The organism is Thiorhodovibrio winogradskyi, from assembly GCF_036208045.1.
In the GTDB taxonomy this organism is placed as follows: Bacteria; Pseudomonadota; Gammaproteobacteria; order Chromatiales; family Chromatiaceae; genus Thiorhodovibrio; species Thiorhodovibrio winogradskyi.
In genome coordinates this window covers 1,838,599-1,851,943 of record NZ_CP121472.1, presented here as the reverse complement: position 1 = coordinate 1,851,943, position 13,345 = coordinate 1,838,599, and the positions used below count along the sequence as shown (strand labels likewise).

Below are 13,345 nucleotides of genomic sequence, written 5' to 3'. Positions count from 1 at the left end.
TCGCGAAAGCATCGCCGGGCCGGACAGACCCGGGAATCGCGCTTCATCCTAAAATTTTGTCTTTCAACATCCTTCCACTATCCCCTCGGCACCCGCCAGTGACTGAGTCACACCCGTCACCATGGCGATCTGCCGGGATGCCAGCGAACGAGGCGTACTAGATTATGGAAATTACCATCTTTGGAAGCGGCTATGTCGGGCTCGTCACTGGTGCCTGTCTCGCGGAGGTCGGCAACGATGTGCTCTGCGTCGATATCGACCAGCGCAAAATCGATCTGCTCAACAGCGGTGGCGTGCCCATCTTCGAACCCGGACTTGATGCACTCATCGCCCGCAACCGCGATGCTGGCCGCCTGTCGTTCACCACGGATGCCGCCGCGGGCGTCGCCCATGGTTTATTCCAATTCATCGCCGTGGGCACGCCGCCGGATGAAGACGGATCGGCCGACCTCTCGCATGTGTTAGCGGTAGCCGACATCATCGGCCAGAATCTGACTGACTATCGCATTGTTGTCGATAAATCCACAGTTCCTGTCGGAACGGCTGATCGGGTCGCCGCCTGCATCCGCGAGCGCCTGAACGAACGCAACCAAAGGCACGAATTCGACGTTGTCTCCAACCCCGAGTTCTTGAAAGAAGGCGCGGCCATTGATGATTTCATGCGCCCGGACCGCATTATCGTTGGCACCGACAACCCGCGCACCGGCGAACTACTGCGGGCGCTTTACGCCCCCTTCAACCGCAACCGTGACCGCCTGCTGCTGATGGACGTGCGCTCGGCCGAGCTGACCAAATACGCCGCCAACGCCATGCTGGCCACCAAAATCAGTTTTATGAACGAGCTGGCCAACGTCGCCGAGGCCGTCGGAGCCGACATTGAGCGGGTGCGAATTGGCATCGGCTCGGATCCGCGCATTGGCTATCAGTTCATCTACCCTGGCTGTGGCTACGGCGGCTCCTGCTTCCCCAAGGATGTACGCGCACTCGAACGCACAGCAACCGACACTGGCGTGAATGTGCCATTACTCCATGCGGTTGAAGCAGTCAACCACCGCCAAAAGGATGTGTTGTTTGAAAAAATCAATGCCTTCTTTGATGGTGACCTGCAGGGCAAAACCTTCGCTCTCTGGGGACTCGCCTTCAAACCCAACACCGACGACATGCGCGAGGCCTCAAGCCGCCGCCTGATAGAGCATCTGTGGCAGGCGGGCGCCCGAGTCCGCGCATTCGATCCCGTCGCCACAGAGGAAGCTCGGCGCATCTATGGTGAACGCGCCGACTTGGAGTTACTAGAGGATCAAATGGCAGCCTTGGAAGGCACCGAAGCGCTGATTATCGTGACCGAATGGAATCAATTCCGCAGCCCCGATCTAGGCGCTGTGCGCGATCAACTCGCTTCGCGGGTAATTTTTGACGGACGCAACATGTTTGATCCCTTGCAGGTCGCCAACACCGGCTTAACATACGTTTCCATCGGAAGACAAGCCGTGACAGCCCGATCCGAGTCCGACTAAAAAGACCCCTAACCCCAGCTGACCTCCCCGCAACCAGTCTGACGAGTCCGACTCGTCAGACCAGGATTCACTGGTACCCCAGGTAACCCGGTTCGGCGCCGTCAGTTCCACACCTCAAGCATCTCTGCGGCCTTGCAATCGACCATGACGGGGTCAAAGGCACACAGGCAACACCAGGATTACAGTCACCCACATGGACGGCACAACCAGCTAGCCATCGCCACCCAGGGTCTTCTCGACTTTGCGATGCAACGCATTCATTGCACGCTGAAAGCGTCCGGTGACAATCTCATCGAGAACCGCAAGCGCCTGATCGCAGGCTTGCTCAAGAGCGGCGAGCTCTGCCTGCGGTGGGCGGCTCAGCACATAACCGATGACCTGTTCTTTGTGCCCGGGATGGCCAATACCGATGCGTAGACGCCAAAAGTCGCGGCTCCCGAGTGCCGCAAGGGTGTCGCGCATGCCGTTATGGCCGGCATGCCCGCCGCCGAATTTCAGCCTGAGCTGACCGGGAGGGAGATCCAGCTCATCGTAGGCCACCAGGGTGGCCGCTGGCGAAATATCAAAGTAGTGCCCCACGGCGGCAATACTCCGACCACTGTGATTCATGAAGGTAGTGGGTTTTAGCAGCCGCAGATCCTGACCATGGACGGACAAGCGGCACAGCTCGCCAAAGAACTTGGATTCCAGATGGAAGTGCCCGCCGTGCTCGGCGGCGATGCGATCAGCGAACAAGAATCCGGCGTTATGCCGGGTTCCTTCGTAGTCGCGCCCGGGATTGCCAAGCCCGACAATGAGCCGAATGCCTTGCTCGTTGCTCATCTTTTGTCAGCTCTCATGCCCGGCCCAAGACCTCGCAAGGCCGCGGGATCGAGCATCCGTGGAATGTCCCAGGCAATCAATCAGTCGCGTCCTCGTCGCTGTGCTCGCCAGCGGTCTCATCGGCCGCGACATGGGTGGTATGCACCACCACCACGGGCGCATCGGCATCGACGCTGGAGTCGAGTTCAACCCCCTTGGGTAGCAGGATCTCAGAAACATGCAGCGTCTGACCGATCTCCATATCCGCCATGTTGACCGCAATGTATTCCGGCAGATCCTGCGGTAAACAAAGGATATCGAGCTCGGTCAGATTGTGCGAAGCTTGACCGCCGAGCTTGATCCCTTTGCAGATAGTCTCGTTCTCGAAATGAATTGGCACCGTCATGCGCAGCTTCTCGCCCTTGCTGACACGCTGAAAATCCACGTGCAGAATAAAGGGCTTGGCTGGATGTCTTTGCAGATCCTTGAGGACCACCTGCAAATGCTCCCCGGCCAGCTCCAAATCGAGCAAGGTCGAGTAGAAAGATTCCTGCGCGGCGCTTTTGACCAGTTCGCTGTGGGGCATCGTGAACATCTGCGGGGCCTTGTCGCCGCCGTACAAAATACCCGGCACCTGGCCTTGACGACGCAGGCGGCGGCTCGCACCCTTCCCCACGTCCGTGCGCGCCTGGGCGCTAATTTGCATTGTCTCGCTCATGGATTTACTCCGTAACAGACGCCGGACCGGCATTCATCGCCCATGGCGAGAGCCTCCAGCCGGCTTGAAAGAAGCCCGTCATCCGTTCGCGACCAAACCGATGACGGAACTAAAAAGCCGCGCCCGCACAATACGGACACGGCCAAGGATTCAGGCCAGGCATCAAGCCCGGCATGGACCAGGAACACCAAATCTAGTCGACGAACAGTGAGCTGACGGATTCTTCGTTCGAGACCCGGCGCATAGTCTCGGCCAAGAGTTCGCCAATGCTCAACTGGCGAATTTTTTCGCATGCCCGCGCCTGGCTGTTCAGCGGAATAGTGTTGGTCACCACCAGCTCATCGAGCATGGACGCATTGATATTATCCACCGCCGGCCCAGAAAGCACTGGGTGAGTACAGTATGCAGACACCCTGGCCGCGCCTTGTTCCTTGAGCGCGGCGGCCGCCTGGCACAGGGTACCGGCGGTATCGACCAAATCATCGATCAGCACGCAAGAGCGTCCACGCACATCGCCAATGATGTTCATCACCCGCGCCTCGTTCGCGCGCGGGCGGCGCTTGTCAATGATAGCCAGATCGGCGTCGTCGAGCCGCTTGGCCAAGGCGCGCGCGCGCACCACACCGCCAACATCGGGCGAGACCACGATGAGATTCGGGTACTTCTGCCGCCAGATGTCGCCGAGCAGAATGGGTGAGGCATAGACGTTATCGACCGGGATGTCGAAAAAACCCTGAATCTGATCCGCGTGCAGGTCAACCGTCAGTACCCGGTCAGCGCCCGCGGAACCGATCATCTTGGCAACCAGGCGCGCGGTAATCGGCACCCGTGCCGAGCGCGGGCGGCGATCCTGACGGGCATAGCCATAGTAGGGGATGACCGCGGTCACGCGCTTGGCGGATGCCCAGCGAAGGGCGTCAATCATGACCAAGAGCTCAAGGAGGTTGTCGTTGGTCGGCGCGCAGGTCGGCTGCACGACAAAGACATCCCGTCCGCGGACATTATCCTGAATTTCGGTCATCACCTCGCCATCACTGAACTGTCCCACCACGGCTTTGCCGAGGGGGATATTCAGGTGCGAGGCAATTTCGCTCGACAAGGCCAAATTGGCATTGCCGGAAAATACCATCATCTGGCTGGCGGGCACGGCCTCGTCTCTATTGTGCAATGACACAGCGGTGGTACTTCGGCCTGAGGGCTAAGATTCGGATCCCGAGCTGGAGGCCCAGATCTGGAAGCTCTGAAACTGGTGGTAATGCAACGAGAGCCATTAATTGGTATCTCTGACTCGCGGCATAAGGAATGAACATGGCTGGGGCGCCAGGATTCGAACCTGGGAATGCTGGGATCAAAACCCAGTGCCTTACCACTTGGCGACGCCCCAATAAGTCACAAAGAACAATTAACTAAAGAGATCAAATCACAGAGAGATCAAATCACAAGGATCATTGTAGTACCGGGTCTAACCCGCATGGGACAGCTTCATACTCGGACCCATGGCAGGGCGACCAAGGACTGCCCCATAAGTGGCCGTTGATGGCCTGGATCAGGGGGTCCGCATCAAAGGCGAGTGATTACAGCCCTTGGCGACAAAAGCCGACCAAGCAACTGGCGCCTCGGCCCTGAGTTGCTCTGCCCGCGCCTGATCGTCAAAGGCCGCGAACAAACAGCACCCGGTTCCGGTCAGCCGAGCCTTTGCCCGCGCATCTAGCCAGCGAAAGGCTTCGGCGACAGGCGCATAGCGACGCAACACCACAGGCAAACAGTCGTTCCTGTCATCGCCCCCAACAAAGCCGGCTATTGTGATGGGCGCGGAATCTCTTGTCAAATCAGGGTCGCTAAAAACCGCGGCGGTCGAGACCTGACAGGGCGGCACCAGCACCAGATACCAGGGCTCGGGGAGCGCCACCGGCTCGAGCTGTTCACCAACGCCCTCGGCCCAGGCGGCTCGGGCGCGCACGAACACCGGCACATCGGCGCCCAGCTCGAGCCCGAGCGCGGCCAGCTGGTCGATGCCGAGCTCCAGATCCCACAGCTGATTGAGCGCATGCAGGGTAGTCGCGGCATCCGAGCTGCCGCCGCCCAGGCCGCCACCCATGGGTAATTGCTTGTCGACGCGGATGTCCACGCCATTCTGGCAACCGGTTTGTCGCTGCAGCAGGCGCGCGGCACGCACGACCAGATCCCGCTCTTCTGGAACATCCTTGGCGCCTTGCACTCTGCGCACCTGCCCGTCATCGCGCGGCTCGAAAAACAGCCGGTCGCAGCGGTCGATGAATTGGAAAACGCTCTGCAGCAGATGGTAGCCATCAGCCCGGCGGCCGACAATGCGCAAGGTAAGATTGAGTTTGGCGGGCGCCAGCCAGGCGCCATCCGCCGCCTGCCGCGGAGCAAAGTCCATACTCACGACCCATCTCCCGGCGCCAGGGAGACTGGATGACGCTCGATGACCCGCAATAGATACTCGTGATCCGGGAATTCATCCAGCGCCTGCCGCCAGACTTGCCGCGCCTCGTCACGCCGGCCGAGCGCCCAGAGCACCTCACCAAGATGCGCGGCAATCTCGCCATCGGGGAGTTGCTCGAGCGCCTTGCGCAAATAGACCTCGGCCTCCTTGGGCTTGCCCATGCGATACAGCAGCCAGCCCATGCTATCGAGAATGGCGGGCTGATCGGGTTCGAGTTCCAGCGCGCGGGAGATATAACCCTTGGCTTCCTCCAGGCGGTCGGTCTGATCCGCCAGGGTGTAGCCGAGTGCGTTCAGCGCATCGGCATGATTCGGGTCCTCACTCAGCACCCGGCGCAAATCCCGCTCAAGCAGATCCACACGCTCAAGTTTGACCGCAAGCAAAGCACGGGCATAGAGCAGATCGGGATTGTCCGGAAACTGTGCTAGCGCCGCATCGTAGACCGCCATCGCGCTTGGCGCCTGATCAAGCTCGCGCAATATTTCGCCTTCGATCAAATAGAGCGCCGGGCGTTGCTCAGGCGCATCATCGCGCAGCCGCTGCAAGCGCTCGCGCGCGCGCTCAAGCTCCCCAAGCCGCGCCTCGACGCTAGCCAGGCGGATTTGCGCATCCATTGACTTGACGCCGCTGACCCTGGCGTACCACTCGCGCGCCCGTTCGAACTGTCCGGCCGCCTCCTCCACCTGCCCGAGCATGAAGGTCGCATCCTGCTCGCGCTCGCCCGTGTCGCGCAGACGCAGCAGATAGTCGCGCGCGCCTTGGTAATCCTCAAGCTGCAGCGAAAGCACGCCGGCTGCGTACAGCACGCCTGGCATCCGTGGATGCGCCTCGAGTAGGGTGGCAAAGGCCTCGCGGGCATCCTCGTAACGCCCTTCTTCGATCAGCAGTTGGGCATAGAGGGTGCGCAGCTCCAGATCATTCGAGCCTTGCGAGAAATAGCGCTCAAGTTCGACAATGGCTGCGTCGGTGCGACCCTCGCTCACCAGCAATTGCACCAAAAACTGGCGCGGCCGATTCCAGGCCGGGCGTTGCGCGGCAGCACGATTGGCGTACTCGCGCGCCTCCTCCGGCCGATCCGCGCCGGCGGCCAGCCCGGCAATGGCCAGCAGCGCATCGGGATCCTCGCCAAACTCATCAATCAGCGCCCGCATCAGCTCCAAACGCTGGAGCGGATCCTCCAACCGAGCCACCAGCCGCGCGCTGTGCAAATATCCCTGGCGCCGCTGCGCCGAGTGCTCCATCACGGCGCGCAGATAGGGCATGGCCCGATCGACTTGCCCCCCTTCCAGAACAATATAGGCGGCTACCTGACGCGCCTGGAGGGATTCTGGCGCCAGACTCACCCAGAAGGCGGCAGCCTCTTCGGCGAGGACCTGATCGTCACCCGCGATCGCCGCGCGCGTGGCCAGCTCCGCCAGCATCGGATCGGAGGTGCGCCGGGCAGCAGCCAGATAGTGCGGGAATGCATCCATCGGGCGGTCGCGTTGCATCGCCACCTCGGCGACCAGCACGTCGTAGAGCAAATCCGCATCGAATTCGGCGAGAAGCTCGACAGCTGGCTCGGCAGTCGAAGCCGCGGGCGGGGAAGATCCATCGTCGCGCGATTGGTCAGATGGGCTCTGTTGCTGCCGCGCGGTCTCAAGGCTGTCTGGGGCCGCCTGCGTCAGCTCAAGCTTAGCCTGTCGCGCAAGCCCTGTCGTCGTCGCCCCGGCGAGCGAGGCATCCGCGCCAAGCAGCAGCATCAACGACAACCACCCGATCATTCGGCCCACGGACTGGCCAGAAACCCTGCTCGAGGCCCGCGCGGCACGAGACCAAGACCCGCTTCGCCACAAGAAAGTCGTCGCATTTGCCATGATGTTGTTTGAAACTCTCACCGGTGAATCGCCCAGATGGGATGCCGAGTCCTTGGCCGTGGAGTATACGCGAGCCAACCCAACCCGCGCTTGATGGAATCCGACTGCCGCCGCGATCACCTTCGCCCGGATTCTGGCGGAAAAATGCATCCGCCGCCTCCCCCACCTACCCTAAAATCTGTTACCTTTAGCCGCCAATTTAAACCAGTTCACTGTCGTTAAAGCGCATGAGTCTGCTCATCCTTGGCCTGAATCACAAAACCGCTCCGGTCGATATCCGCGAGCGCCTGACCTTCGGCCCAGACGTGATCGTCGGCGCCCTGCGCAGCCTGACCGATCACCCTGTCATTACCGAAGGCGTCATTCTTTCGACCTGCAACCGCACCGAGGTCTACTGCACGCTCGACCCCCAGGCGAGCGAGGCGCAGATTCGCGACTGGCTCGGGCGTTTCCATGGGGTCGATCCGCAACTGATCGCCTCCCATCTTTACGCCTACAAAGACCGTGATGCCATTCAGCATCTGCTCAAGGTCGCCAGCGGCCTGGATTCCATGGTGTTGGGTGAACCGCAGATTCTCGGCCAGGTCAAGCAAGCTTTCCAGACCGCCTGCGACAGCGGTACCGCCGGGCGACTGCTCGGGCGATTGTTTCAGCACTGTTTCTCGGTGGCCAAGCAGGTGCGCACCGATACCGCCATCGGCAGCAGCCCGGTGTCGGTGGCCTTCGCCGCCGTCAGTCTGGCGCGGCAGATTTTCAGCGACCTCAGCTCCCAGACCGCGCTGCTGATTGGCGCAGGGGAGACCATCGAACTGGCCGCGCGCCATCTGCATCAGCATGGCATCGGGCGTATCGTGGTGGCCAATCGCACGGTGGAACGCGCCCATCTGGTGGCCTCGCAATTCGACGGCTACGCCATTGCCCTGACCGAACTGGTCAATCATCTGCCCGAGGCCGATATCGTGGTCTCTTCCACCGCCAGCCCACTGCCGGTGCTCGGCAAGGGCGCGGTGGAACGGGCGCTGAAAATCCGCAAACACCGGCCCATGTTCATGGTCGATATCGCCGTGCCGCGCGACATTGAGCCCGAGGTCGGCCAGCTCAGCGATGTCTACCTCTACACCGTCGATGATCTCCAAGGCGTGGTCGACGAGGGCATGCGCTCGCGCCATCAGGCGGCGGCACAGGCGATGGAAATCATTGACCTGCACACCGATGAGTTCATGGCTTGGCTGCGCTCGCTCGACGCCGTGACACTGATTCAGGACTATCGCCAGCGGGCCGAGAACATTCGCGACGAAATGGTCGCGCGCGCGCACAAGCAACTCGCAGCCGGCAAATCGGCCGAGGACGTGATCTGCCAGCTCGCCCACACCCTCACCAATAAAATTTTGCACACCCCCAGCGTGCGCCTGCGTCGCGCCGGACGCGAGGGGCAATCGGATCTCCTGGAGGCCGCCAACCAACTGTTTGCACTTGGGCAGGATCTCGGGCAGGAAATGGGGCCCGATGGCAGCGAGCCCACTGCTGGAGCGGATTCTAGCGCTTTCACTGGCACCAGGACACCAAGCTGCCCGGCCGAGACCCTCGCGCGCGTGGCGGGCGGCATGCGCTGATGACCGCATTGGCAGGTGCTGACAAGGCACCATGAATCACTCCCTGCGCGGCAAACTCGAGCGCCTCGCCGAGCGCTTTGGTGAAATCACCGCCCTGCTCGCCGACCCGGCCACGCAGGACGATCAAAACCAGTTCCGCGATCTCGGACGTGAGTACGCCCAGCTCGAGCCGCTGATGGACTGCTACCAGAGCTATCGCGCCTGCGAAGACAGCATGACCACTGCCGAGGCCATGCTCTCGGACCCGGAGATGGCCGAACTCGCGCGCGAGGAGATCGCCAGCGCCCAGGCCGAGCGTGACGCCCTGGAGCCCGAACTCAAGCGCCTGCTGCTGCCGCCCGACCCCAACGACCAGCGCAATGTTTATCTTGAAGTACGCGCCGGCACCGGCGGTGCCGAGGCGGCGCTCTTCGCCGCCGACCTGACCCGCATGTACCTGCGCTTTGCCGAACACCAGGGTTGGCGCAGCGAGACCATCAGCGCCAGCGAGGGCGAACTCGGCGGCTACAAGGAAATTGTCCTGCGTATCAGCGGCAAGCAGGTTTACGCGCGGCTGAAATTCGAGGCTGGCACCCATCGAGTGCAGCGAGTGCCCGAGACTGAGTCCCAGGGCCGGGTTCACACCTCGGCCTGCACCGTCGCCATCCTGCCCGAACCAGAGACCGTCGAGGAAACAGCCATCTCCAGCGGCGACCTGCGCGTCGATACCTACCGCGCATCAGGCGCCGGCGGCCAGCATGTCAACAAGACCGACTCCGCCGTGCGCATCACCCATCTGCCCAGCGGCATTGTGGTGGAATGCCAGGACGAGCGCTCTCAGCACAAGAATCGCGCGCGCGCCATGTCCCTACTGCAAGCCCGGCTGCTCGATGCCGCGCAAAGCGCCGTGACAGCGGAGCGCAGCGCATCGCGGCGCCTGCAAGTGGGCAGTGGAGATCGCTCCGAGCGCATCCGCACCTATAACTTCCCGCAGAACCGCCTGACCGATCATCGCGTCAACCTGACGCTCTACAAGCTCGATGAAATCATGCTGGGGAATCTCGATCAGGTCATCGAGCCCCTGCGCCAGGAGGATCAGGCCGATCAACTCGCGACCCTGATGGATGGCTGAGGCGCCCCCTGATCCTGCATCCATCGCCACCCTGCTGCGCTGGGGTCAGGTCCAACTCAAGGCCAGTGCGGACCTGCTTAACCCGCTTGATGCCGAGCAAAGCAGCCTGCGCCTAGAAGCCGAACTGCTGCTCGCCACCGCCGCCGGGCTGCGCCGCACCGACCTCATCGCCTGGCCCGAGCGCCAGATCAGCGCACCCGAACGCTTGCGCTACCAGCATTTCATCCATCGCCGCGGCCAAGGCGAACCCATTGCTTACATCCTGGGCGAGCGCGAATTTCGCGGCCTGCCTCTGCGCGTCAGCCCCGCCACCCTGATCCCACGTCCGGAAACCGAGCTCCTGGTCGACTGGGCGCTGGCACGGCACCCGCCAACCACGCCCATCCGCTGCGCCGACCTTGGCACCGGCAGCGGCGCCATCGCCCTGGCCATCGCCATGGAACGCCCGCACTGGCAGATACTGGCCCTGGACTATTCCGTCGCTGCCCTGGCCATGGCCGCCACCAACCGCGAGCGACTCAAAGCCGCGCATGTCCAACTCATCCAGGCCGACTGGCTCAGCCCCATTGCCGCGCAGCGACTGGATCTGATCTTGGCCAACCCGCCCTATGTCGCCGCGCGGGATCCACATCTCAGCCGTGGTGACCTGCGCTTCGAGCCACCTGGGGCTCTCATCGCCGGCGCCGACGGTCTCGCCGCCATCCGCCGCATCGCCGCCGAACTGCCAAGCCATCTGACACCAGCAGGCCAGGTCGCCCTCGAACATGGCTGGGATCAAGGCGCCGCCGTGCGCGCCCTCCTGCGTCAAGCAGGTCTGACAATGATCGAAACCCACCGCGATCTCGCCGGCCAGGAGCGCTTCACCAGTGCCAGAGCGCATTGACACGCAGGCAAAGTCTCTGGCGAAGCCGGCGCTTTTTGGCGACAATCGCAACAATCAAAAGGATCTTTCAGCTTCTTGCTGAGGACCACAGCGCCACCACCGAGGCACTTGCTCTATGTCACGCGAAAAAACCTACATCGGATTGGATAAGGACAGCTTCGGCGGCATGACGCCGACCGGCACCATTGTCCGCGACGCCCGTGTCTTTGGGCTGATTCCCGAGACCGAAACATGCGCGGGCTGGTCGCTGGATCGTATCCAGCTGCTTTACGATGAGGTCAGCGATGCCTGGCGTCCTTACGGGCACCTTGCCTCCCGACTGCCGGAGGAATTGCGTGAGCGCCATCAGCGGCTTTTCGCCGCTGCCGTGGCTCATGCGCGCACCCTTGGCTGGAAACCGGAGCTTTATACCGACGACGAATGACTGAAGCGGGCCTTGGTCCCCTTGCCCCCTGAACTCGATTCGGGCTTAAATCTTGGCCTGACATCTAGAAGAAACTCAAAACGCACCCTCACCGCCCATGGATATCCCAGAAACCGACCGCATCAAACATCGCCAGATCCATTTTCGCGACCTGCATCCCGAGCGCAACGATGCCGAGACCGCGGCCCGGTTTCTAAAGGACGTTGAAGGCGTGCTGGACACCCGGCCGGCCTCGCCCGTTTTGCTCAATCTGAGCTACGACATCCATCAGATCTGCCTGGAAGAAATCGATACCGCCCTGAGGGAGCTTGGCTTGCATCTCGACAACGGACTGCTCTATCGGATGAAACGCGCGCTCGCCTACTACACCGAGGAAACCCTGCGGGAGAATCATGGCATCAAGCGCGCCGAGAGCCAATGCACCAAAAAGGTTTTTGCCAGACGCTTCGAGAGCATTGAGCATGGCTGCCGCGATCAACGCCCGGAACACTGGCGCCGTTATCTCTGAGCAGCGCGCGCCAGATGCCCTCGGCCGACAGCCAGTTCAACGCGGATGACGACCTGCTGCTGCGCTATCAGCGCCAGATTCTGTTGCCCGATTTCGGCATCGATGGCCAGGAAAAACTGGCCCGGGCGCGGGTTCTAATCCTTGGGCTTGGCGGTCTGGGATCGCCGGTGGCACTCTATCTGGCCGCCGCCGGCGTTGGCACCCTGCTGCTGGCCGATGGCGACTTGGTTGACCTGAGCAACCTGCAGCGACAGATCCTGCACGATCAGGCGCACATCGGTCAGCCAAAGGTGGATTCCGCCATGGCGCGGCTGCGGGCTCTCAACCCTGGCACCCAACTCGTCCCAATTCGCGAGCATCTGAACCATGACAGCCTGCGCGCGCTGGCCGCGCGAGCCGATCTGATCGTCGACGCCAGCGATAACTTCCCAACCCGCTTTGCCGCCAACCGCGCCAGTATCGCGGCAGGGGTTCCGCTGGTCTCTGGCGCCGCCATTCGTGCCGAGGGTCAGGTCAGCAGCTTTAGCGGCCGCCCCGGCGGCCCCTGCTATCAATGTCTGTATTCAGACACCGCGACCGATCATGACGATGGCTGCGCCGCCAATGGCGTCCTCGCACCCCTGGTCGGCATCATTGGCAGCCTGCAAGCCTGCGAGGCAATCAAAATCCTCAGCGGTTTTGGCACCCCGCTATTCGGGCGTCTGCTGCTGCTCGATGCGCGCCTCATGCACTGGCGCGAACTCAAACTCAGCGCCGATCCCCACTGCGCCCTTTGTGCCGCCGCGCCGCCTCCTGCCTGAGCCACCACCGCACAAATCAGGTCGTCTGAACAGTCATCACCATGCGCACCAGCTCGGCGAGAGACCCCGCATGCATCTTGTCCATGACGCGCGAGCGATGCACCTCCACCGTCTTGGCACTCACCTTCAGTGCCGTGGCGATATCCCGATTGGACTGACCATCGGTGACCATGTCCATCACCTCCCGTTCGCGCGGGGTCAGCTCCTTGATCCGTGACTGAATATCTACCCGCGCGGAACGCAACGCGCGAGCACGATCATCGTTTTCCAGCGCACGCCGGATGCTGCCGAGCAAGGCATCGTCGTTGAAAGGCTTTTCGATAAAATCCAGCGCCCCCGCCTTCATGGCCCGCACAGCCATGGCGACATCCCCGTGCCCGGTGATGATAATCACCGGCAGACCAATGGAGCGCCGGCCGAGGTAGGCTTGCAGCTCCAGTCCGCTCATGCCCGGCATGCGCACATCAAGCAGCAGGCAGCCGCTCCAGTCCGGCCGACAAGCTTTTAGAAACGCATCAGCCGAATCGAAGGTGCGCACCCGCATGCCATCGGACTCGATCAGCCACTGCAAAGACTCTCGCATCGCCTGATCGTCATCAACCACATACACCCAGTGCTCATCACTCATCTCAACCCCCATCCCGATCACT

At 62.0% G+C, this 13,345-nt stretch carries 13 protein-coding genes and 1 tRNA gene; 7 read left to right on the top strand and 7 right to left on the bottom strand.

Annotation, left to right across the window (positions count from 1 at the left end):
- Positions 1–164: 164 nt before the first annotated feature.
- On the top strand, positions 165–1,514 hold the full coding sequence (locus tag Thiowin_RS08205; protein ID WP_328987256.1) for a UDP-glucose dehydrogenase family protein: 1,350 nt from the start codon (positions 165–167) through the stop codon (positions 1,512–1,514).
- Positions 1,515–1,724: 210 nt separating this feature from the next.
- Here Thiowin_RS08205 and pth read toward each other — a convergent pair whose 3' ends face one another.
- From pth to Thiowin_RS08175, 6 genes are all read right to left on the bottom strand, one after another.
- Entirely contained in the window at positions 1,725–2,336 is a 612-nt protein-coding gene (pth, locus tag Thiowin_RS08200) for an aminoacyl-tRNA hydrolase (protein WP_328987255.1), read from the bottom strand.
- A 76-nt stretch (positions 2,337–2,412) separates the two neighbouring features.
- Positions 2,413–3,033 (bottom strand): 50S ribosomal protein L25/general stress protein Ctc, encoded by a 621-nt coding sequence (locus tag Thiowin_RS08195; protein WP_328987254.1) that lies wholly within the window; start codon positions 3,031–3,033, stop codon positions 2,413–2,415.
- A 193-nt stretch (positions 3,034–3,226) separates the two neighbouring features.
- On the bottom strand, positions 3,227–4,180 hold the full coding sequence (locus Thiowin_RS08190) for a ribose-phosphate diphosphokinase (RefSeq protein WP_328987253.1): 954 nt from the start codon (positions 4,178–4,180) through the stop codon (positions 3,227–3,229).
- A 162-nt stretch (positions 4,181–4,342) separates the two neighbouring features.
- Positions 4,343–4,417, bottom strand: a tRNA-Gln gene (locus Thiowin_RS08185).
- 162 nt (positions 4,418–4,579) lie between these two features.
- The gene (ispE, locus tag Thiowin_RS08180) at positions 4,580–5,434 is read right to left on the bottom strand and encodes a 4-(cytidine 5'-diphospho)-2-C-methyl-D-erythritol kinase (protein WP_328988035.1); all 855 of its coding nucleotides are present in this window, start codon (positions 5,432–5,434) and stop codon (positions 4,580–4,582) included.
- A gap of 2 nt (positions 5,435–5,436) precedes the next feature.
- A complete protein-coding gene (locus Thiowin_RS08175; protein ID WP_328987252.1) occupies positions 5,437–7,242 on the bottom strand; it encodes a tetratricopeptide repeat protein in 1,806 nt (601 codons plus the stop codon).
- A gap of 341 nt (positions 7,243–7,583) precedes the next feature.
- On the opposite strand from Thiowin_RS08175, the gene hemA reads away from it, so the two are divergent.
- The 6 genes from hemA to Thiowin_RS08145 all read left to right on the top strand — a co-directional run bounded on the left by hemA (position 7,584) and on the right by Thiowin_RS08145 (position 12,695).
- A complete protein-coding gene (hemA, locus tag Thiowin_RS08170) occupies positions 7,584–8,969 on the top strand; it encodes a glutamyl-tRNA reductase (protein WP_328987251.1) in 1,386 nt (461 codons plus the stop codon).
- 31 nt (positions 8,970–9,000) lie between these two features.
- Positions 9,001–10,080, top strand: a complete 1,080-nt coding sequence (prfA, locus tag Thiowin_RS08165) for a peptide chain release factor 1 (RefSeq protein WP_328987250.1) — start codon at positions 9,001–9,003, stop codon at positions 10,078–10,080.
- A complete protein-coding gene (gene prmC / locus Thiowin_RS08160; protein WP_328987249.1) occupies positions 10,073–10,963 on the top strand; it encodes a peptide chain release factor N(5)-glutamine methyltransferase in 891 nt (296 codons plus the stop codon). The genes prfA and prmC overlap by 8 nt, the downstream gene beginning before the upstream one ends.
- A gap of 115 nt (positions 10,964–11,078) precedes the next feature.
- Positions 11,079–11,387: a hypothetical protein gene (locus tag Thiowin_RS08155; protein WP_328987248.1), complete on the top strand. Its 309-nt coding sequence runs from the start codon at positions 11,079–11,081 to the stop codon at positions 11,385–11,387.
- Between the two features lie 97 nt (positions 11,388–11,484).
- Positions 11,485–11,895 carry a hypothetical protein gene (locus tag Thiowin_RS08150; protein ID WP_328987247.1) on the top strand — a complete coding sequence of 137 codons (411 nt, stop codon included), beginning with the start codon at positions 11,485–11,487 and terminating at the stop codon, positions 11,893–11,895.
- Positions 11,896–11,909: 14 nt separating this feature from the next.
- A complete protein-coding gene (locus tag Thiowin_RS08145; RefSeq protein ID WP_328987246.1) occupies positions 11,910–12,695 on the top strand; it encodes a HesA/MoeB/ThiF family protein in 786 nt (261 codons plus the stop codon).
- 16 nt (positions 12,696–12,711) lie between these two features.
- On the opposite strand, the gene fixJ is transcribed toward Thiowin_RS08145, so the two are convergent.
- Positions 12,712–13,323, bottom strand: coding sequence for a response regulator FixJ (fixJ, locus tag Thiowin_RS08140; RefSeq protein ID WP_328987245.1), 612 nt, complete (start codon positions 13,321–13,323; stop codon positions 12,712–12,714).
- Between the last annotated feature and the right edge of the window lie 22 nt (positions 13,324–13,345).

Excerpts from the sequence above, each read along its gene's own strand:
- Thiowin_RS08175 (WP_328987252.1), bottom strand. The coding sequence starts at position 7,242 with ATGCTGCTGCTTGGCGCGGATGCCTCGCTCGCCGGGGCGACGACGACA.
- Thiowin_RS08145 (WP_328987246.1), top strand. The coding sequence starts at position 11,910 with ATGCCCTCGGCCGACAGCCAGTTCAACGCGGATGACGACCTGCTGCTG.
- Thiowin_RS08205 (WP_328987256.1), top strand. The coding sequence starts at position 165 with ATGGAAATTACCATCTTTGGAAGCGGCTATGTCGGGCTCGTCACTGGT.
- Thiowin_RS08155 (WP_328987248.1), top strand. The coding sequence starts at position 11,079 with ATGTCACGCGAAAAAACCTACATCGGATTGGATAAGGACAGCTTCGGC.
- pth (WP_328987255.1), bottom strand. The coding sequence starts at position 2,336 with ATGAGCAACGAGCAAGGCATTCGGCTCATTGTCGGGCTTGGCAATCCC.
- ispE (WP_328988035.1), bottom strand. The coding sequence starts at position 5,434 with ATGGACTTTGCTCCGCGGCAGGCGGCGGATGGCGCCTGGCTGGCGCCC.
- hemA (WP_328987251.1), top strand. The coding sequence starts at position 7,584 with ATGAGTCTGCTCATCCTTGGCCTGAATCACAAAACCGCTCCGGTCGAT.
- Thiowin_RS08195 (WP_328987254.1), bottom strand. The coding sequence starts at position 3,033 with ATGAGCGAGACAATGCAAATTAGCGCCCAGGCGCGCACGGACGTGGGG.
- Thiowin_RS08150 (WP_328987247.1), top strand. The coding sequence starts at position 11,485 with ATGGATATCCCAGAAACCGACCGCATCAAACATCGCCAGATCCATTTT.
- fixJ (WP_328987245.1), bottom strand. The coding sequence starts at position 13,323 with ATGAGTGATGAGCACTGGGTGTATGTGGTTGATGACGATCAGGCGATG.
- prfA (WP_328987250.1), top strand. The coding sequence starts at position 9,001 with ATGAATCACTCCCTGCGCGGCAAACTCGAGCGCCTCGCCGAGCGCTTT.
- prmC (WP_328987249.1), top strand. The coding sequence starts at position 10,073 with ATGGCTGAGGCGCCCCCTGATCCTGCATCCATCGCCACCCTGCTGCGC.